The sequence below is a fragment of the Rhodanobacter sp. A1T4 genome (genome assembly GCF_014207185.1).
Lineage (GTDB): Bacteria > Pseudomonadota > Gammaproteobacteria > Xanthomonadales > Rhodanobacteraceae > Rhodanobacter.
On the sequence record NZ_JACHCP010000004.1, the window covers coordinates 62,695 to 80,803 of the forward strand.

Annotated in this window: 18 protein-coding genes; 12 read left to right on the plus strand and 6 right to left on the minus strand. The window is 59.9% G+C overall.

Going from position 1 to position 18,109, the window contains the following annotated elements:
- The first annotated feature begins 28 nt into the window (after nucleotides 1-28).
- Nucleotides 29-2,320, plus strand: a complete 2,292-nt coding sequence (locus HDE80_RS08920; RefSeq protein ID WP_184670076.1) for an NADP-dependent malic enzyme — start codon at nucleotides 29-31, stop codon at nucleotides 2,318-2,320.
- Nucleotides 2,321-2,517: 197 nt separating this feature from the next.
- Entirely contained in the window at nucleotides 2,518-5,211 is a 2,694-nt protein-coding gene (aceE, locus tag HDE80_RS08925) for a pyruvate dehydrogenase (acetyl-transferring), homodimeric type (protein WP_184670078.1), read from the plus strand.
- A 112-nt stretch (nucleotides 5,212-5,323) separates the two neighbouring features.
- On the opposite strand, the gene HDE80_RS08930 is transcribed toward aceE, so the two are convergent.
- The 4 genes from HDE80_RS08930 to HDE80_RS08945 all read right to left on the minus strand — a co-directional run bounded on the left by HDE80_RS08930 (nucleotide 5,324) and on the right by HDE80_RS08945 (nucleotide 8,475).
- Entirely contained in the window at nucleotides 5,324-5,668 is a 345-nt protein-coding gene (locus HDE80_RS08930; protein ID WP_184600437.1) for a hypothetical protein, read from the minus strand.
- 103 nt (nucleotides 5,669-5,771) lie between these two features.
- Nucleotides 5,772-6,443 (minus strand): glutathione S-transferase, encoded by a 672-nt coding sequence (locus HDE80_RS08935; protein ID WP_184670080.1) that lies wholly within the window; start codon nucleotides 6,441-6,443, stop codon nucleotides 5,772-5,774.
- Nucleotides 6,444-6,489: 46 nt separating this feature from the next.
- The gene (locus HDE80_RS08940; protein ID WP_184670082.1) at nucleotides 6,490-7,134 is read right to left on the minus strand and encodes a hypothetical protein; all 645 of its coding nucleotides are present in this window, start codon (nucleotides 7,132-7,134) and stop codon (nucleotides 6,490-6,492) included.
- Between the two features lie 81 nt (nucleotides 7,135-7,215).
- Nucleotides 7,216-8,475 carry an MFS transporter gene (locus tag HDE80_RS08945; RefSeq protein ID WP_184670085.1) on the minus strand — a complete coding sequence of 420 codons (1,260 nt, stop codon included), beginning with the start codon at nucleotides 8,473-8,475 and terminating at the stop codon, nucleotides 7,216-7,218.
- Between the two features lie 209 nt (nucleotides 8,476-8,684).
- Here HDE80_RS08945 and HDE80_RS08950 point away from each other — a divergent pair, with 209 nt between their 5' ends.
- From HDE80_RS08950 to HDE80_RS08960, 3 genes are all read left to right on the plus strand, one after another.
- Entirely contained in the window at nucleotides 8,685-9,566 is an 882-nt protein-coding gene (locus HDE80_RS08950; RefSeq protein WP_184670087.1) for a LytTR family DNA-binding domain-containing protein, read from the plus strand.
- A 68-nt stretch (nucleotides 9,567-9,634) separates the two neighbouring features.
- Nucleotides 9,635-10,375 carry a hypothetical protein gene (locus HDE80_RS08955; RefSeq protein ID WP_184670089.1) on the plus strand — a complete coding sequence of 247 codons (741 nt, stop codon included), beginning with the start codon at nucleotides 9,635-9,637 and terminating at the stop codon, nucleotides 10,373-10,375.
- A gap of 127 nt (nucleotides 10,376-10,502) precedes the next feature.
- Entirely contained in the window at nucleotides 10,503-10,949 is a 447-nt protein-coding gene (locus HDE80_RS08960) for a DUF6491 family protein (protein WP_184670091.1), read from the plus strand.
- A gap of 27 nt (nucleotides 10,950-10,976) precedes the next feature.
- On the opposite strand, the gene HDE80_RS08965 is transcribed toward HDE80_RS08960, so the two are convergent.
- Nucleotides 10,977-11,795, minus strand: coding sequence for a ferritin-like domain-containing protein (locus HDE80_RS08965; RefSeq protein ID WP_184670093.1), 819 nt, complete (start codon nucleotides 11,793-11,795; stop codon nucleotides 10,977-10,979).
- Between the two features lie 181 nt (nucleotides 11,796-11,976).
- Between HDE80_RS08965 and HDE80_RS08970 the strand changes: the two genes are divergently transcribed.
- Nucleotides 11,977-13,041, plus strand: coding sequence for an NAD(P)-dependent alcohol dehydrogenase (locus HDE80_RS08970; RefSeq protein ID WP_184670095.1), 1,065 nt, complete (start codon nucleotides 11,977-11,979; stop codon nucleotides 13,039-13,041).
- Between the two features lie 85 nt (nucleotides 13,042-13,126).
- Here HDE80_RS08970 and HDE80_RS08975 read toward each other — a convergent pair whose 3' ends face one another.
- The gene (locus tag HDE80_RS08975; protein WP_184670097.1) at nucleotides 13,127-13,543 is read right to left on the minus strand and encodes a universal stress protein; all 417 of its coding nucleotides are present in this window, start codon (nucleotides 13,541-13,543) and stop codon (nucleotides 13,127-13,129) included.
- A 323-nt stretch (nucleotides 13,544-13,866) separates the two neighbouring features.
- Here HDE80_RS08975 and HDE80_RS08980 point away from each other — a divergent pair, with 323 nt between their 5' ends.
- From HDE80_RS08980 to HDE80_RS09005, 6 genes are all read left to right on the plus strand, one after another.
- Nucleotides 13,867-14,325 (plus strand): hypothetical protein, encoded by a 459-nt coding sequence (locus HDE80_RS08980; protein ID WP_184600447.1) that lies wholly within the window; start codon nucleotides 13,867-13,869, stop codon nucleotides 14,323-14,325.
- A 113-nt stretch (nucleotides 14,326-14,438) separates the two neighbouring features.
- Nucleotides 14,439-14,975 carry a peroxiredoxin gene (locus tag HDE80_RS08985; protein WP_184670099.1) on the plus strand — a complete coding sequence of 179 codons (537 nt, stop codon included), beginning with the start codon at nucleotides 14,439-14,441 and terminating at the stop codon, nucleotides 14,973-14,975.
- On the plus strand, nucleotides 14,975-15,535 hold the full coding sequence (locus HDE80_RS08990) for a hypothetical protein (protein ID WP_184670101.1): 561 nt from the start codon (nucleotides 14,975-14,977) through the stop codon (nucleotides 15,533-15,535). Before HDE80_RS08985 ends, HDE80_RS08990 begins: the two co-directional genes overlap by 1 nt.
- 63 nt (nucleotides 15,536-15,598) lie before the next feature.
- Entirely contained in the window at nucleotides 15,599-16,465 is an 867-nt protein-coding gene (locus HDE80_RS08995) for an energy transducer TonB (RefSeq protein WP_184670104.1), read from the plus strand.
- Nucleotides 16,466-16,594: 129 nt separating this feature from the next.
- On the plus strand, nucleotides 16,595-17,347 hold the full coding sequence (locus HDE80_RS09000; RefSeq protein WP_184670106.1) for a DUF2884 family protein: 753 nt from the start codon (nucleotides 16,595-16,597) through the stop codon (nucleotides 17,345-17,347).
- A gap of 133 nt (nucleotides 17,348-17,480) precedes the next feature.
- Nucleotides 17,481-17,918, plus strand: a complete 438-nt coding sequence (locus HDE80_RS09005; RefSeq protein ID WP_184670108.1) for a DUF2383 domain-containing protein — start codon at nucleotides 17,481-17,483, stop codon at nucleotides 17,916-17,918.
- The last annotated feature ends 191 nt before the right edge of the window (nucleotides 17,919-18,109 follow it).

Consider the following 18,109-nt stretch of genomic DNA (forward strand, 5'->3'; position numbering starts at 1 on the left):
CCCCTCCCCAACTCAAAAAACGCCGCCGATGTCCCTCCCTGAAGAACTGCGTCTTGCCGCCCTCGAATACCACCGCCTGCCGCGCCCCGGCAAGATCAAGGTCACGCCGACCACGCAGCTGCTGACCCAGCGCGACTTGTCGCTGGCCTATTCGCCTGGTGTGGCAGCTGCCTGTGACGCGATCGTCGAGGACCCCGGCACGGCCGCCGAATACACCGCGCGCGCCAACCTTGTAGCGGTGATCACCAACGGAACTGCCGTGCTGGGTCTGGGCAATATCGGGCCACTGGCAGCCAAACCGGTGATGGAAGGCAAGGGCGTCCTGTTCCAGAAATTTGCGGGCATCGACGTGTTCGATATCGAGATCGACGAGTCCGATCCGGACAAGCTGGTCGACATCATCGCCTCGCTCGAGCCGACTTTCGGCGGCATCAACCTGGAAGACATCAAGGCGCCAGAGTGCTTTATCGTCGAGCGCAAGCTGCGCGAGCGGATGAAAATTCCCGTGTTCCATGATGATCAGCACGGCACCTCGATCATTGTTGGCGCGGCACTGATCAATGCGCTGGTGGTCGTAGGCAAGCGTATCGAGGACATTCGTATTGCGACGACCGGCATGGGCGCAGCGGGCATCTCCTGCGTCGATATGCTGGTGGCGCTGGGCGCCAGGCCGGAAAATATTCTCGCGTTCGATCGCGATGGCGTGCTGCACAGCGAGCGCACCGATCTGGACCCGGACAAGCAGCGCTACGCGCGAGACACCAAGGCGCGCACGCTGGCCGAAATCGTCGTCGGCGCGGACGTGTTCCTCGGTCTTTCGGCCGGCGGCATCCTGAAGCCGGAGATGCTGGCGACGATGGCTTCGCAGCCGATCATCTTCGCGCTGGCCAACCCGAATCCGGAGATCACCCCGGAGGAAGCCAAGGCCGTGCGACCGGACTGCATCATGGCGACCGGCCGCTCGGACTATCCGAATCAGGTCAACAACGCGCTGTGCTTTCCGTACCTGTTCCGCGGCGCGCTGGATGTAGGCGCCACGGTGATCAACGAGGCGATGAAGATCGCCTGCGTCAAGGCGATCGCAGCACTGGCGCGGCGGGAATCCTCCGATGTCAGCGCGCGCGCCTATGGTGGCAAGCCGCCGAGCTTCGGGCCGGAATATCTGATCCCGCAGCCGTTCGATCCACGCCTGTTGCTGCAACTGCCCCCGGCCGTGGCACAGGCCGCGATGGACTCGGGTGTGGCCACGCGACCGATGGAAGATTTTGTCGCCTACAACGATCACCTCACCAGCTTCGTGTTCCGTACCGGCCTGTTGATGAAGCCGGTGTTCGAGCGGGCCAAGGCTGCGCCGACGCGTCTGGTGTACGCCGAGGGCGAGGAAGAAACCGTATTGCGTGCCGTGCAGGTCGTGGTCGACGAAGGCGTTGCGAAACCCATCCTGATTGGCCGTCCCGACGTGATCGAAAAGCGCATCAAGCGTGCCGGTCTACGTCTAAAGGTCGGTGTGGACGTGGAGCTATGCAATATCCATAGCGATCCGCGCTTCGACGATTACTGGCAGCACTATCACCGGCTGATGGAGCGCCGCGGCGTGACGCCGTCGATGGCCAAGGCTCTTGTACGTACGCGGCCGACCATCATCGCGGCGCTGATGGTCGAGCGCGGTGAGGCGGACGGCATGATCTGTGGCCTGATCGGTCAGTACCAGAGCAAGCTGACCTATATCCAGGAAATCATCGGACTGGATGCCGGTGTCAGCGGACCGTCGGCAATGGCGGCCGTGTCGACCGAGAAAGGCACGTTCTTCTATCTCGATACGCATGTGCAGGACGATCCGACGCCGGAGCAGATCGCCGAGGCCACGTTGCAGGCAGCGATCCGCCTGAAGCTGTTCGGCATCACGCCGAAGATCGCGCTGTTGTCCGCCGGCAACTTCGGCAGCCGCGATAGCTGTGGCGCCACCAAGATGCGCAAGGCGCTCGAACTGATCCGCGCCAAGGCGCCGCGCCTTGAAGTGGAAGGCGAGATGCAGGCCGATGTGGCGCTCACCCCCGAGCTGCGCGACAAGCTGTTTCCCAACTCGCGGCTGGAAGGCAAGGCAAACGTATTCGTGTTCCCGAATCTCGATGCGGCCAACATCGCCTACAACATGACGCGCATGCTCAGCGATGGCGTGGTGATCGGTCCGATTCTGATGGGCGTGGCCAAGCCGGCGCATATCCTGATGCCGCAGTCGACCGTGCGGCGCATCGTCAACATGAGCGCGGTCGCTTGCGTCGAGGCGCAGATCCGCGCAGCCAATCGTCAGGCGGAGTAACTGACGGACTGCTGCATCGGGCGACCCGCACGATATGTTTGTCGCATAAAAAGTGCCGTCACCATGCGCCGACGCATGGATAGTTGAATTGGCGGCAACGCCCTCCAGCGGCTAGAATTGGGGATTCGTCCCGACGATCCCCACGTCGGGAATCCCCCTTCAGGTCTGGCGCCGCAACGGCGCCGCGGAGAATCCCCATGGATCAGCTCGACGACATCCTCAATCAGGATATCGACCCCACCGAAACCCGCGAGTGGATGGATTCGCTCGATGCCGTGATTCAGCACGATGGCACCGAGCGTGCGCATTTTCTGCTCGAGCGCATGGTCGACAACACGCGTCGTTCCGGCGGCTATCTGCCGTTCGACCCGACCACCGAATACGTCAACACCATCGCGCCGGGCAACGAGGCGAAGATGGGCGGCGATGCGGCGATGGAATGGCGTATCCGTACGCTGATCCGCTGGAACGCCATGGCCATGGTCGTGCGCGCCAACCGCAAGCCTGGCGAGCTGGGCGGTCACATCGCCAGCTTCGCTTCCAGCGCCACGTTGTACGACGTCGGCTTCAACCATTTCTGGCGCGCGCCATCGGCCGATCACCCGGGCGACCTGGTGTTTCATCAGGGCCATTCCAGCCCGGGCATCTACGCGCGTTCGTTTCTCGAAGGTCGGCTGGCCGAAGATCAGCTCGACCTGTTTCGTATGGAGGTCGCTGGCAAGGGCCGGGCGCTGTCGTCGTATCCGCACCCATGGCTGATGCCGGATTACTGGCAGGTGCCGACGGTGTCGATGGGCCTGGGACCGATCCAGGCGATCTATCAGGCGCAGTTCTTCAAATACCTCGAGCACCGTGGTCTGGTGCCTCCGAGCGACCGCAAGATCTGGTGCTTCCTCGGCGACGGCGAGACGGACGAGCCGGAGTCGCTCGGTGCAATTTCGCTGGCCGGCCGCGAAGGCCTGGACAACCTGATCTTCGTGGTCAACTGCAACCTGCAGCGGCTCGATGGTCCGGTGCGCGGCAACGGCAAGATCATCCAGGAGCTGGAAGGTGTGTTTCGCGGCGCGGGTTGGAACGCGCTCAAGCTGGTCTGGGGCAGCTACTGGGATCCGCTTCTCGCACGCGACCACAAGGGAGTACTGCGCAAGCTGATGATGGAAACCGTCGACGGCGAATACCAGGCCTGCAAGGCCTTCGGTGGTGCCTATACGCGCGAGCATTTCTTCAACAAGTATCCCGAGACGCGCGAGATGGTCGCGAGCCTCAGCGACGACGATATCTGGCGCCTCAATCGTGGCGGCCACGATCCGCACAAGGTGTACGCGGCGTACCACGCAGCGTCCAACACTAAGGGCATGCCGACAGTGATCCTGGCCAAGACGGTGAAAGGCTACGGCATGGGCGCGGCTGGCGAGTCGCAGAACCCGACCCATCAGCAGAAGAAGCTGGATGAGGAGGCGGTGCGTCATTTCCGCGATCGCTTCCAGATTCCGATCACCGACGAGCAGCTCAAGGATGTGCCGTACTACCACCCGGGCAAGGATTCGCCGGAAGTGCAGTACATGCTCGAGCGCCGCAAGGCGCTTGGCGGTGCGCTGCCGCAACGTCGCCGCAAGACCGAAGTGAAATTGAAGACGCCCGATCTTGCTGCCTTTGAACAGATCACCAAGGGTACCGGCGAGCGCGAGATCTCCACCACCATGGCGCTGGTGCGCGGCATCAACCTGCTGCTGCGCGACAAGCAGCTGAGCCAGCGCGTGGTGCCGATCGTCGCTGACGAGGCACGCACGTTCGGCATGGAAGGCATGTTCCGTCAGATCGGCATCTACGCGCCGTTCGGCCAGAAATACCGGCCGCAGGATTCCGACCAGCTGCTGTACTACCGCGAAGATCAGAAAGGCCAGGTGCTGCAGCAAGGCATCAGCGAAGCCGGCGGCATGGCGTCGTGGATGGCCGCGGCCACCAGCTATTCGATCAGCGATCAGCCGATGCTGCCGTTCTTCATCTACTACTCGATGTTCGGTTTCCAGCGCATCGGTGACCTGTGCTGGGCGGCAGGCGATATGCGTTCACGTGGCTTCCTCATCGGTGGTACTGCCGGCCGCACCACGCTCAACGGTGAAGGCCTGCAGCATGAGGACGGTCACTCGCACCTGATGTCCGGTGCGATCCCCAACGTGAAGTCGTACGACCCGACGTTCTCGTACGAGGTCGCGGTGATCCTGCAGGACGGCACGCGCCGAATGATGCAGGAGCAGGAGGATATTTATTACTACATCACCGTGATGAACGAGAACTACAGCCATCCCGATCTGCCGGAGGGCAGCGAGGAAGGCATCATCAAGGGTATGTACTTGTTCAAGGACGGCGGCAAGCCGAAGAAGGGCGAGCCACGCGTGCAACTGCTCGGTTCGGGCACGATCCTGCGCGAGGTGATCGCCGCGGCCGAATTGCTGGAGAAGGATTTCGGCGTCAAGTCGGATATCTGGTCGGTGCCCAGCTTTATCGAAGTGCGCCGCGACGGCTTCGATGCCGAGCGCTGGAACCGCCTGCATCCTGAAGCGCAGCAGCGCGTGCCGTACATCACTGGCTTGCTCGACGGTCGCCAGGGTCCGGCAATTGCAGCTACGGACTATGTGCGTGAGTTCGCGGACCAGGTGCGCGCCTTCATGCCGGAAGGCATGCGTTATACGGTTCTGGGTACGGATGGTTTCGGTCGTTCGGATACCCGTGCGCACCTGCGTGGTTTCTTCGAGGTCGACCGCTACTGGATTGCCCATGCTGCGCTGGCAGCGCTGGCCAAGGACGGTAGGGTCAACGCGAAGGACGTCAGCCGCGCGATCAAGGAGTACAAGCTCGATCCGGACAAGCCGAACCCGCAGACGGTGTAATCGTCTTTATCAGGGCAAATAAAAAAACCGCCGAACAGGCGGTTTTTTTATTTGCCGGGACGATGATCAGTCATCGGTCGGCTGTATCGAAATCTGAGTCGATCGGCGCGAATCAATCCTCATCACTGCTGCGGAAAGCTCGGCGCAGCAATAGGAACGCACCAATCGTGCCGGCCACAATGGCGACGGTCGCGCCCGGATGACGATTCACCTGACGACGCAGGCGACGGTAGTGATAATTGGCCTCGTCGGCGAAATCCTCAGCGGCGTTGGACAGGCGACGGCTGTAATTGTCACCCTTCTTGCCGAAGCGCTCGGCGGCGCGCTCGGTCGCACGACGTCCGCGCTCAAGCAGGCTCTGTGCACCGCTGGCGGCATCGTCGGCGTAGCCGCGCACGCGGTCGCCAGCACGTTCGCCCGCGGCGCGGATCTGGCGTTCGATATCTCGGTTACCCATAACTGCTCTCCTCCACGTGTGAACCGGCAGGATGCCGAGGGAATCGTGAGCGGCGCGTAGACGGCAGATGTCGCGGCCATGTTCCATTCAGCCTCTGACACCTTCAGCCGAGACGATACTCGCCGCCGCGTTCCAGCGCGCGCTGGTAAGCAGGCATGGCGTGGATACGCTGCAGGAATGCCCAGAGCCGCGGCGTGCTGGCGGCATCGAGACCGCCACGCGCGGCGAATGCTTCCAGCGGAAAGCTCATCTGGATGTCTGCCGCGCTGAAGGCATTGCCTGCAAACCATGCGCTCTTGCCCAGCTCACCTTCCAGATAATCCAGGTGCAGTTTCAGCTGCGGATCAACGAAGGTGTCCTGCACCTTGTGCGCGATGCCCTTGGCAATGGGTTTGACGAAGAACGGCATTGGCGTGGTTTCCACGCGACGAAATACCAGCTTCAACAGCAGCGGCGGCATCGCCGAACCTTCGGCGTAATGCAGCCAGTACGTGCAGCGCAATCGGTCAGGCGTGCCGGCTGGTGGTAGCAGGCGGCCTTCGCCGTAATGCTCTGCGAGGTATTCAATGATCGCGCCGGATTCGGCCAGCGTGACGTCGCCATCGGTAATCACCGGCGACTTGCCCAGCGGATGAATCTGTCGCAGCTCCGGCGGCGCCAGCATGGTTTTTGCATCACGCTGGTAACGCTTTACCTCGTAGGGCACGCCAAGCTCTTCAAGCAGCCACAGAATTCGCTGCGAGCGCGAGTTGTTGAGGTGGTGAAGAACAATCATGGTGATTTCCTGGAAAGAGGTAGGGTGATGAGATCGGGCAAGTGAATCAGGCTACGGCCGATGGTGGGGTGAACTCGCGTCGGACCGGTTCGCTGCAAAGGCGCTTGATGATCCAGCCGAACAGGATGATGAAGACGAGCGCCGAAATCACACCAAAAACCCGCGTCACCGCCATCATGCTGTCCATCATCGGCATCATTTGCGCCAGTTGGGCAGCTTGTGCGGCCTGCACCTGCGGCGGGAGATTGTTGGGAAACATGAGATGCGATCCGGGGCCCAACTGCATCTGCAACATGGCGTGCTGCATCGGCGGCACCGCCCACCACTGCATCGCTGCAGCAGCCAGCTGATAAAGCACGTCAAAGCCCAGCATGCCTAGAAAGAGCCGGCGGCCCCAGTCCTTGCGTCGTAACAGGCTGATTGCCGCAATGAGATGCAGCAGTGCGATGAACAGCAGGCCGTAGCAGAGTTCCAGCGCGTGACCGAAAAACCAGGCAGCTATCGGCGAGAGGTCGGCTGGAAACGGCATGGTCGCCATCTGCTGATGCAGCATGGGCAGAAAAATCAGCGGGAGCAGCAGACTTTCCAGCAGCAGTCCCAGCGTGGCAAACGTGGACAGGCCGATAAAGATCCAGGCCACGACGGTGACGAACATCGAGTGCTTGACAGGAACGGGCGGCGGCACGGACATCGGTGAGTCTCCCTGGATGTTGGCCGAGCATGACGAGTCGATGCGACGCTGACAATCCATCCGCGCCTTGAACGGCGTAACTCACAGCATATCGGTAGCGCCCTCAACCACTTCGTTCTGCAGGCGCTGGCGCCGACGCAGGCCGGGAAACATCGCCATCCACAGTCCAACCACGATCAGCGTGCCGACGCCGCCCAGCACGGTGGCGTGCACCGCACCTATCCACGCGGCGAGCATGCCGGATTCGAATTCGCCCAGCTGGTTGGAGGTGTTGATGAAGATCGCGTTGACCGCACTGACGCGGCCGCGCATGTCGTCCGGTGTATCCAGCTGCACCAGCGCGCCGCGGATCACCATGCTCACCATGTCGAACGCGCCCAGTGCGAACAGCGCGGCCATCGATAGCCATAGCGTGGTCGACAGTGCGAATACCAGCGTCGCCACGCCGAATCCGGCGACGCAGGCAAACATGGTTGCCCCCACCCTCCGTTGCATGGTGTGGTGCGCCAGCCAGAACGACATCAGCAGCGCGCCGACGGCGGGCGACGCACGCAGCAGGCCAAGGCCCCAGGGGCCGGTATGCAGAATGTCCTTGGCAAAAATCGGCAGCAGCGCGGTGGCGCCGCCAAGCAGCACAGCAAAAAGATCGAGCGAAATCACGCCCAGCACGTCCTTGCGGGCGCGGATGAAATGCACACCAGCGAACAGCGTTTTCAACGTCGCGGGTTCACGTCGTGGCGGCGTCCGTTCGTAGCGCAAGCGGCTCATGAGCGTGGCGGCGACGAGGTACAGCACGGCGGATACCGAATACACCACGCCGGGACCCGCGACATACAGCAAGCCGCCCAGCGCCGGTCCCATGATCATGGCAGCCTGGCCGGCCGAGCTGTTTATCGCCATGGCACGCGACAGGATTGCCGGAGGTACCAGCGCAGGCAGCATCGATTGCAGCGCGGGAAATTCGAACGCCTTGGCGATGCCGATGACCAGCACCAGCGCCAGAATGCCGACCTCGTGGATGCCGTGCGTAAGGGTGAGCACAGCCAACACTGCAATCGCCACCCACTCCACAATCTGTCCGGCCAGCACGATGCGGCGGCGATCGAACTGGTCGGCTAGATGCCCGGCCGGCAGCGCCAGCAGCACCGAGGGAATGAACTGGACCAGTCCGATCAGGCCCAGATCGAAGGCGCGTCCGGTGATGGAATAAATCTGCCAGCCCACTGCGACCGAGAGCATCTGAAAGCCGAAGCTGGAGGCGATCCGCGCAAACCAGAACGCCACAAAGGCACGGTGTTGGAAAAGCGATTCCGTGGTCGGCGGCTGAGTGGAAGTCGGCATCAAATATCCAGGGTTGATGTCCCATTATCGGGCCATCGTCACTTTCGACAAAATCGCATACAAATACGCAAATAACGGTTGCTGTGTCGCACAGGAATGGTGGCGCCGTGCCACAGCTGATTTTCCTGTGCCGATCCACCTCGCGTTGAACGGTGACGCCGTGCCGACAGATCAACTCCGATGACGTTGGGCTCCGTAGAATGGCAAACATGACGACCACTCGCAGCATCACGTTCGAAAATTACCAACGCTGGCGGCGGCCAGTCGAGGTCGGTTTCTGGGTCGTGTTGATGACGCTGAATACCGCGTTCAACAGCCTGGTTTCCCAGATCGACCATCACGGCGTGCCGGCATGGTGTCCGTGGGTATGGGAGTGGAGCAGCTCGATCTTGATCCTTGCGCTGATCCCGGCTGTGCTGGTGGTCGAGCGACGCTGGCCGTTTCGCTTCGACAGCTGGCGGCAGAGTCTGCCGTGGCATTTCCTGGCCAGTGTGCTGTTCAGCCTGATCCACGTCGGCGGCATGATCGCACTGCGCAAGCTTGCCTATCTTGTCATCGCGCGCGACAGCTATGACTTCGGCGCATGGTGGTCGAACTTCGGCTACGAATACCTGAAGGATCTGCGCACGTATTTCTTGATCGTCGCGATGATTTGTCTGCATCGACTTTGGCTGATGCGTCTGCGGGGCGAAGCGCGCTTGCTGGTGGAGCCTGACGAGGGTCCGGCAGTCGAGCCGGTCGAGCGGCCGGAACGCTTTCTGGTGCGCAAGCTGGGCAAGGAATTTTTGATCAATGCGCGCGAGATCGAGTGGCTGCAGGCGTCGGGTAATTACGTCAACCTGCACGTGCGCGGGCGCGACTATCCGCTGCGCACCACCATGGCCACGATCGAGGAGAGGCTGGATCCAGCGCGGTTCGTCAGGGTGCACCGCAGCTATTTCATCAATCTGGATTATCTGGCCGAGATCGAGCCGCTGGATACCGGCGATGCGCGTCTGCAACTGCACGACGGCATGAAGATTCCCTGCAGCCGACGCTACCGAACCGCGCTGCGTGAACGCTTTGGCGAGGCTCCGGTGGGTGCAACATAACCACTACGGTTGCGCGAGGTATCCGGCTCGTTCCACTCTAGGCTTCTGTTCTAAAGGGATGCCAGCCAATGAAACCGTTCTTCTATCGTTTCTCTCTTGCCCTGCTGGGTGCGACCTGGCTGCTGACGGCCTGTTCGCCACAGGGGGGCAGCGGTCAGTCGAATGCGCCTGCCGCGCCAACGCCGCAGCAGGCGCTGAACGCCGACGCGGCGGACAAGCTCAACACCTATCATGAACTATTGCGCATCAAGAACGACGAGATGGTGGTGTCGATGGGTCACGACATTCTCGACCGTTACCCGAACACGCCGGCGGCAAGGGAAGTCGAACAGAGCCTGCCGGCGATCGAGCAGCGCTACAAGGAGTCGAGTGAAAAGAACCGGCTCAGCGCGCTTTGGCTTTATCAGGTGTCACCGATGGAGGGTGGTACCCAGTCCACTGCCACGATCGATAGCAGCCAGCCGTCAGGCGATGACCGGGTCCGACTGGTCCTGCGTCGGCACACGCAGTGGGGTCAGAACGTGTTTCTGTACGGCGAAGGCCACGGCTTTGTCTGTCGAGCCAATTGCACCATCGCCACCACAGTCGATGGCAAGTCAATCGGCATCAAGGCGTTTGCCCCGACGACGGGCGAGCCGGCGCTGATGATTCGCGACGACAAGGCGTTTATCGCCATGCTGCAGAAGGCAAAAAAGATCACCATGAACGTGACCTTGGTGGATGGTGAAAAGAAAGAGGCGCTGGTTTACGAAGTTGCCGGTTTTGATCCGGCGAAATGGGCCAGCGTCGGCAAGGGCAAGAAAAAATAGGCTGTCAATGTGATGGCTCATTCGGAGGCAGGTTCAGTAAAGCGACCCAAACGGACCTCCAGACATGTTCGCGTCAGCCAGCATTGAAGAGGTGCGTTGTCATCTTTGTCCAGTGCGGAGATTTGCCATGAAACCTATATCTGTGGCGGCGGGATTGCTGATCGCTGGCCTGCTTGTGGCCTGTTCCAATGTGCCTTACGCCAAGCGCACCAGCGATCTACTGGCTGCCTATACGGCGGCGGCTGGCGCGCCGGTGAAGAGTTTTCATTTCTTCAGTCCGCTGTACTCGTGGCAGTCGTTGAGCGATACCCAGCTGGTGGTCTACACCAAATCGAGAGAGGCCTATTTGCTTGATCTGGATGCTTGCCAAGATCTGCAGTTCACCAATGGGATTGCGCTCACTTCCTATTACGGTCGGGTCGAGGTGGGCTTCGACCGGGTGCTAACCCAGCGCCATCGTATTCCCTGTGTCATCTCGCAGATTCGGCCGGTCGACATGGTGCATTTGAAGGCTGTGCAACAGGCTCAGCGCAAGGTCGAGGAAGACCCACGTCCGGCGACGGCAACGCAGTGAGTCGCTGAAGGGTGTGATCTTGCGGCCTCAGTGCAGGAAAAGTTTTTCAGTGATTCGGGCCAGTGGCTTCTCAAGCAAGGATAAGAGCCTCGCGGGCAGGTCCAGTGGCTTTAGCAGCATCTTCACGGTCATCTCGGCCGGAAGATGCCTGCGTAGCAATCCCTGCGCGCGATCGCTGATGCGGCGAAATGCTTTTTCATCGCCCAGATGCTGGGGATAGCACTGGTTGAAGACATGCCGCAGCGCAATCTCGCTGTCTTCGCTCTTGATCTCGTTGACCCGGCGCAGGATCGCGCGGAAAACCTTGTAGCGACCGAATCCCTCGCGCTCGCGATAGGCGCGGTAGTGCTGATAGAAGTGCTTGTAGTGGCGTACTTCATCGCTCTTGATGTGGTTGGTCAGCTTTTTCAGCACGGGCTCGTCGGTGATATCGTGCAGCGCGCGATACAAGCTGGCGGTGCCGGTTTCCACCACGCAGCGTGCGGCCAGCTCCAGTCCGCGATCGGCTTCCAGCTGCTCCGAGGTGCAAACGGCGGCGTAGTCGTTCCAGAATGCCGTGAACCCGGTGTCCCAATCGAACTCCGGCCACACTTTGCGAACGTAGGCGGTCAGGGCGCGGCCATGCTGCAACTCTTCGTGTTCCCAGTGCTGGCTAAGCCAGGCCTGCAGCTCTTCGTCGCCGGCAAAGTGGTCGACCAGATTCTGCGTATAGAGATCCGAACCGCTTTCGACGAAGGATGAACTGCACAGCAGAAAAAATAGATCTTCGTTGTGGCGTATGCGCGCCATCTGGATGCTGTCCAGATCAAGACTTTCCAAAGTCCATGGCAGGGGGTGATAGCTCAACGTGCTGTTTCCTGTGCGTGATGCAAGCCGCCCATCGCGGACGTTGCTAATCGATGCCACAGCATACGGCCACATCCTCGCATTGGATTAACGTCCGCCGACCTACAGTTACACGCTGTGCACGGTTGTTTTCGCCGCGTGTGTCTTTTATTACCGCCACTCTCTAGCCTTGGAGCGCCACATGATTCCAACACTCAGCTATGCCGCCACTTCCGCCAGCGCACCGCTGAAGCCCTATAGCTTCGATCGCCGCGATCCACGCGAGAAGGACGTCGTGATCGAGATTTTGTATTGCGGCGTTTGCCACTCCGACCTGCATACCGTGCGCGACGAATGGAGCAAGGGTACCTTCCCGATCGTGCCAGGCCACGAGATTGTTGGTCGTGTAACGCGCGTGGGCAAGAGCGTCACCAAGTTCAAGGAGGGCGATTTGGCCGGCGTCGGCTGCATGGTCGACTCCTGCCGCGAGTGCGCCAACTGCAAGGACGATCTCGAACAATTCTGCCTGAAGGGCGCGACTTTCACCTACGCCAGCAAGGATCGCCACGATGGCACCGCCACGCAGGGCGGTTACTCCAACCACATCGTGGTGGATGAAGCTTTTACCCTGCACATCTCCGACAAGCTCGACCTGGCCTCAGCTGCGCCGCTGCTGTGTGCGGGGATCACCACCTATTCGCCGCTCAAGCACTGGAAGGTCGGCAAGGGCAGCAAGGTTGGCGTGGTCGGTCTGGGTGGTCTCGGCCATATGGCGCTGAAGCTGGCCCATGCGTTCGGCGCTACGGTGGTGCAGTTCACCACGTCGCCGTCCAAGCGCGAAGATGCGCTGCGCCTGGGGGCCGATGAAGTGGTGTTGTCCAACGATGCCGCGCAGATGAAGGCACATGCGGGCAGTTTCGATTTCATCCTCGATACCGTTTCGGCACCACACGATTTGAACGGCTATCTGCGGATGCTCAAGCGCGATGGCACGATGACTCTGGTCGGTCTACCGGATACGCCGCCAAAGATCGAAGGTGGTGCGCTGATCTTCGGCCGTCACTCGCTGGCTGGTTCGCTGATCGGCGGTATTGCCGAAACGCAGGAGATGCTGGATTTCTGTGCCGAGCACGGTATCGTGTCGGATATCGAGAAAATCGATATCCAGAACATCAACGAAGCCTACGAGCGCATGTTGAAGAGCGATGTGAAGTATCGTTTTGTGATCGACATGAAGTCGCTCAAGAGCGATGCGAAAGCTGCCTGATCCTTCCCGCAAATAGTTGCAACAACGAGGGTCGCTTTTGTGGCCCTCGTTGTTTGGGGGTTTTCTGCAAAGTGCGTCGAGCGCGTCAGCGCACTATGGTCACTGGCACATGCGCCCGGGCCAGCACGTTACCTGAGACCGAACCCATCAGCCAGCGCGCCAGCGCGCCGCGTTCGGTATGCCCGATCACGATGTGGTCGATGCCGTGCTGATCGATTTGACCGAGCAGCACGTCGCCCGGGCTGCCGTGAATCAGTTCGACATCAAACAATGTTGCGGCATCCGGCACGAGTGAGGCCAGTTCGTCGTGCAGTTCCTGCACGCGCCGGGTACCGGAGTCGGCCATCATCAGTGTGCAGGCATCGACGCCGCCTTCGGACACCTGCAGTACTGAAACCACTCTCACGCGGCCACCGCCCGCGTGAGCCAACTCGACCGCAAAATCGAGGGCTCGCCGTGATGCAGCCGAACCATCGTAGCCAACCAGTGAGTACTTGACCATGAGTGTCCTTATACAACTGATCTGCGAAAGACGCGTGCGTTGGATCTGTATGGAACGATGCCAGAAATCCTGTTCGCAGGATAATTTTCCCGCGAAATTTACGGCTTTGGAGTGCACATTGAGCTAGCGTATGGTTTTGGACGGTACCCAGCCGAGCTGGAGTCAAGGTCATGAATCTGAATGACCGCAACTTTCTGCACATCCTCGTCACGCTTACCTGAACAATCTTAGGGCCCCCGACGCGGACTTTCACTTTCGTGAAGACGCCAAGCCCGCGTCGGCACTGAATTCCACCCAATCCCAGCAATCTTAAGGAGACGACGATGATCAAGCGTACTTTTGGAACGGCAGCCCTCGTACTGGCTCTTGCAGGCGGAATGACCGCGCTGCCGGCATCCAATGCCCATGCCGATACGGCCAGCGTGAAGTGCCATCTGCGCTTCAATCTTGCCGGTTGGTCGTTGATCTACAAGCATGCTGAAGGCAGCGGTACGGTGCGCTGCGACAACGGTCAGCGCGCCAGCGTCAAGATCGCCGTCGTTGGCGGCGGTCTGACTGCCGGCAAATACAAGATCACCAACGGCACCGGCGAAATCAGCACCGTCAATGGCATCAAGGACGTGTTCGGTGACTACGCTCAGGCCGGTGCGGATGCCGGTATCGTCAAGAGCGCGAATGCGCAGGTACTGACCAAGGGCACCACCTCGCTGGCGCTCGCCGGCACGGGTGAAGGCGTGAACCTGGGTATTTCGGCCGGCAAGTTCACCATCACTCCGCGCTGAAGTTTCTGATCGCTGTTTGATGATTTGACGAAGGGCGCCACATGGCGCCCTTCGCTTTTCAGCGCGTACACTATCCGGCCAATCGTTTGCATTTCTCTGCCTGGATACCCGTCATGCACCGTCTCCGCTGGTTGCTCGTATTGATCCTTTGCACTGGCCTGATCGCGCCGGCCTTTGCTGCTGATGAGCCTGCCGGCCTGCAGGTCGGCCAGGAAGCGCCAGCCTTTCGTCTGGAAGATCAAAACGGCAAGTGGGTCACGCCAGCCGATTTCCATGGTCATTACCTGGTGATGTATTTCTATCCGAAGGATTTCACCCCTGGCTGCACCACCGAGGTATGTACCTTCCGCGATGACATTGCCAAGCTGCGCAAGGCTGGTGCCGACGTGGTGGGCGTGAGCCTGGACGATGTGAAATCGCATGCTGAATTCGCCGCGAAATATCATGTGCCATTTCCGTTGCTGGCTGATTCGGATCGTTCCGTATCAACCACCTACGGCGTGCTGAAGTCGGGGTCTCATTACGCCAAGCGCACCACGTTCCTGATCGATCCACAGGGCAAGATTGCCAAGATCTACGAGGACGTTGATCCGGAGAAAAACTCCGGTCAGGTGATGAGCGATTTGGCTGCATTGAAAGTCGCGCCGTAATGCCGGTCGTCGTTTCCCCTGATCAACCCGCGCGACTGCGCGGGCTCGTCTTCTGGCGTGTGCTGGTATGGCTGCTGTTGCTGGTGTCGGCGTTCGGTTGCGTGCAATACCTGCAGCACGCGCAGCGCGTGTGGGGTCAGTTGCAAGCCCAGGCATCGCTGGAACCGTCCGCGGTCGATGCGCTTCACGGCATGCTCGGTTGGGACGCCGGTTATCTGCTGGTCGCCTTTGTACTGATCATCATCTGCGCGGGCTGCATCCTGCGCCAGGGCTGGGCGAGGCCATGCCTGCGGGTGGCTGCAGTGATTATTGCCGTGTGGCTGCTGATCACCGGGTTTCTGCTGCTGCGTGATTTACAGATGCTAGGCACCAGCAGTGCAGGCATCCTGGCTCAAGCCCAGCAGCAGGGAGCGGTCGCCACCGAACAGATCATGGCCCGATTGCAACGCAGCTATCAGCTGGCGCTAGCGTTCAAGACTATCGGCGCGATCGCTCTGCTGTGGCTGTCCTGGAAGCTTGGCAAACCAGCGGTGCGTACGCAGTTTCGGACGCGTCGCTAAATAGCTAGAGTAATGGGCCTCGCAGATAAATTTTTGCTGGAAATCAGACTGGGGAGTACACGGATGAAACGCTTGCTGATGGGGTTGGTTTTCGCATTATTTTGTAGCGGAGTGGTCGCTTCCGCCGGTCCGAATGAAGTGCGCAAAACTGTGCAGGCCAGCATGTTAGTCACCGGATCTATTGTGGTGGCTCCGGATGGAAGCGTTCGTAGCTATGTGATCGACCATCCTGAGAAGCTGCCGTCAGTGGTGGTCGGGCTGATAGAAAAAAACGAAAAGACTTGGCGATTCGAGCCCACTTTGCTCGACAGTCAACCAGTGGCGGCCAAGGCGAATATGAGTTTGCGCATTGTTGCTAAGCCTGTTGATAAGGAAAACTATGCAATAAGCATCGCTGGCGCCGAATTTGACCAAGACAATGACAAGCCGGGCGAAAGCATCAGTTACAAACGTCGGATACTACCTCTTTATCCCCGCGACGCTGCGAGCGCTCGTGTAACCGGAACGGTCTACATGTTGGTGCTTGTCGACCGTCAAGGGCAGGTGGAAAATGCCTCGATAGAAGTAGTCAATATGACGGTCGTCGCCAGTGATACAGAATTGAACGCATGGCGTCGTGTTCTCGGTAACGCAGCACTAAGTGCCGTCAAACATTGGACTTTCAATGTGCCAACCACAGGAATGGAGGCCCATAAGGATCATTGGTTAGGTCTAGTGCCTGTGAATTTTTACCTCAATGGCTCGGGCGTAGACCATGACGCCAAATACGGCACTTGGATTACTTATGTGCCAGGACCTAAGCAGGAGGTGCCTTGGCTCGACAACATCAATATGAAGGCCGCTACAGAAAGCGCTGATGCGATCGCAGACGGAGCCCTTTATCAAGTTGGTAGTGGACTACAATTGACTACATCGCTGAACGGTACATGATCGGTTCGACGAAAGCATTTAAGAAGCGCCCCGCTTGCGGGGCGTTCTTTTTTATTGGTCAATTGCATTCAGCAAGGGTTCGCGGCGAGCCAGCTATCGCTGACGGCCTTGCCCACGAGAATTCAGACCATGCATTTTCTTCGTTCCGCCGCCGCGATGATGCTTTTGTTGGCGGGCGTTCCAGTCTGTGCACAGGATCTGGCCACGACCTGCCATGCGACCAGCAGCTACGACGTAACGCTCAACCCGGAAAGCATAGTTTTTGACCGCGCTACACCCGCGCCATCTCGCGTTGAACTTAAGCATGGCTCGCTCTATACCGATGGCGCCGCGGTGCGGTTGAATACGGAAAATCAGGATCGGACGACACTGTTTGACCGCGATCTGCGTGCGCTTGCACCACGCGTGCGGGCGGTCGCCCAAAATGGCGTGGATATGGCCATACAGGCAGTACGCGCGGAGAGCGGTGGCATGGGCCTGAGCCCCGAAACGCGCAGCGAGCTCGATCAGCGGTTGAACGCGCATGCCAGCGAACTCAAGCAGCGCATCGCAGCCAGCCGCAGCACGCATGACTGGGATGGCGACGCCACCAACCAATACGCCAACCAGATTGCCAGTGACTTGATGCCTCTGATTGCCGGTGACCTCGGCCAGCAGGCCATTGATGCGGCATTGAGCGGCGATCTGCAGGCAGCCGCGAGCCTGCGTGATCGCGCAGCAAGCCTCACCACCGAGATGCAGCCGCGTCTGCTGAGACGCATGCAGGCATTGCGCCCGCAGATCCAGGCGCTTTGCCCGTCCATTCAAGAACTTGTCGACCTGCAGCAGGACATCCGCGACAACAACGGGCGACCGCTGGATTTGATCCAGACCAGCCGTTGATCGGGCCACTGGCCGTGCGCTCAACCGACTGCGCGCTGACTGCTATTCGATAAATACCCGCCGGTTTATGTTTCGCTAAGTGGGTGAGGAAGAGGATAGCGGTCAATCGCCGACGGATCCTCAGGAGGTGGCCATGTCTTCGAGCCTGCCGCAAGGCACGTACAACACCCTGATTCAGCGCAGCATCGACCTGCTCCAGTTATATAGACAGGCGGCATCGACGTGCGAGCCGGGGTTGAAAGTCGTGCTCGGCGAAAACGCGCAGACGCTGGATGCGATGATTATCGATTTGCAGACACAATTACGCGCCAGCGGCGGTACGCCGCGCCAATACGGCACGCTGCTTGGGAAAGCCCGCCGCTACTTGGCTGGTTCGTTGGTCAAGGTTGCCGCACATCGTGACGTGGCATGGATTCGCGAACTGGCGGATAGCGAAAGTGGCCTGCTGCATGCATTTGAAAAGGTCGTGGCCGCTCTCCCACCAGAATCAGCGTTGGCCTTGCGAAGGCAGCTTCCGCGCTTGAACAGTATCCGTCTGGATATGGACAATCTTGTGGGTACCGCTCCCTGACGAAATGAGATTAAAAAATGGCCGCCAATTTCTGGCGGCCATTTGCTTTCGGCATTGAGTTAGACAAAGCGTAAGCGCTCGGCGTGATGCATTGTGGGTCACGATGGCCGCAGGAGAGAGGGAAACACTTCCTTTGCAGTGAGGTATTCGCTCATCAGCCCATCATGCATATCGATAATCTTGCCCAGCGG

Excerpts from the sequence above, each read along its gene's own strand:
- HDE80_RS08995 (WP_184670104.1), top strand. The coding sequence starts at position 15,599 with ATGAAACGCTTGCTGATGGGGTTGGTTTTCGCATTATTTTGTAGCGGA.
- HDE80_RS08950 (WP_184670087.1), top strand. The coding sequence starts at position 8,685 with ATGACGACCACTCGCAGCATCACGTTCGAAAATTACCAACGCTGGCGG.
- aceE (WP_184670078.1), top strand. The coding sequence starts at position 2,518 with ATGGATCAGCTCGACGACATCCTCAATCAGGATATCGACCCCACCGAA.
- HDE80_RS08990 (WP_184670101.1), top strand. The coding sequence starts at position 14,975 with ATGCCGGTCGTCGTTTCCCCTGATCAACCCGCGCGACTGCGCGGGCTC.
- HDE80_RS08975 (WP_184670097.1), bottom strand. The coding sequence starts at position 13,543 with ATGGTCAAGTACTCACTGGTTGGCTACGATGGTTCGGCTGCATCACGG.
- HDE80_RS08985 (WP_184670099.1), top strand. The coding sequence starts at position 14,439 with ATGCACCGTCTCCGCTGGTTGCTCGTATTGATCCTTTGCACTGGCCTG.
- HDE80_RS08940 (WP_184670082.1), bottom strand. The coding sequence starts at position 7,134 with ATGTCCGTGCCGCCGCCCGTTCCTGTCAAGCACTCGATGTTCGTCACC.
- HDE80_RS08920 (WP_184670076.1), top strand. The coding sequence starts at position 29 with ATGTCCCTCCCTGAAGAACTGCGTCTTGCCGCCCTCGAATACCACCGC.
- HDE80_RS08955 (WP_184670089.1), top strand. The coding sequence starts at position 9,635 with ATGAAACCGTTCTTCTATCGTTTCTCTCTTGCCCTGCTGGGTGCGACC.
- HDE80_RS08960 (WP_184670091.1), top strand. The coding sequence starts at position 10,503 with ATGAAACCTATATCTGTGGCGGCGGGATTGCTGATCGCTGGCCTGCTT.
- HDE80_RS08935 (WP_184670080.1), bottom strand. The coding sequence starts at position 6,443 with ATGATTGTTCTTCACCACCTCAACAACTCGCGCTCGCAGCGAATTCTG.
- HDE80_RS09005 (WP_184670108.1), top strand. The coding sequence starts at position 17,481 with ATGTCTTCGAGCCTGCCGCAAGGCACGTACAACACCCTGATTCAGCGC.
- HDE80_RS08930 (WP_184600437.1), bottom strand. The coding sequence starts at position 5,668 with ATGGGTAACCGAGATATCGAACGCCAGATCCGCGCCGCGGGCGAACGT.
- HDE80_RS08970 (WP_184670095.1), top strand. The coding sequence starts at position 11,977 with ATGATTCCAACACTCAGCTATGCCGCCACTTCCGCCAGCGCACCGCTG.
- HDE80_RS09000 (WP_184670106.1), top strand. The coding sequence starts at position 16,595 with ATGCATTTTCTTCGTTCCGCCGCCGCGATGATGCTTTTGTTGGCGGGC.
- HDE80_RS08945 (WP_184670085.1), bottom strand. The coding sequence starts at position 8,475 with ATGCCGACTTCCACTCAGCCGCCGACCACGGAATCGCTTTTCCAACAC.
- HDE80_RS08980 (WP_184600447.1), top strand. The coding sequence starts at position 13,867 with ATGATCAAGCGTACTTTTGGAACGGCAGCCCTCGTACTGGCTCTTGCA.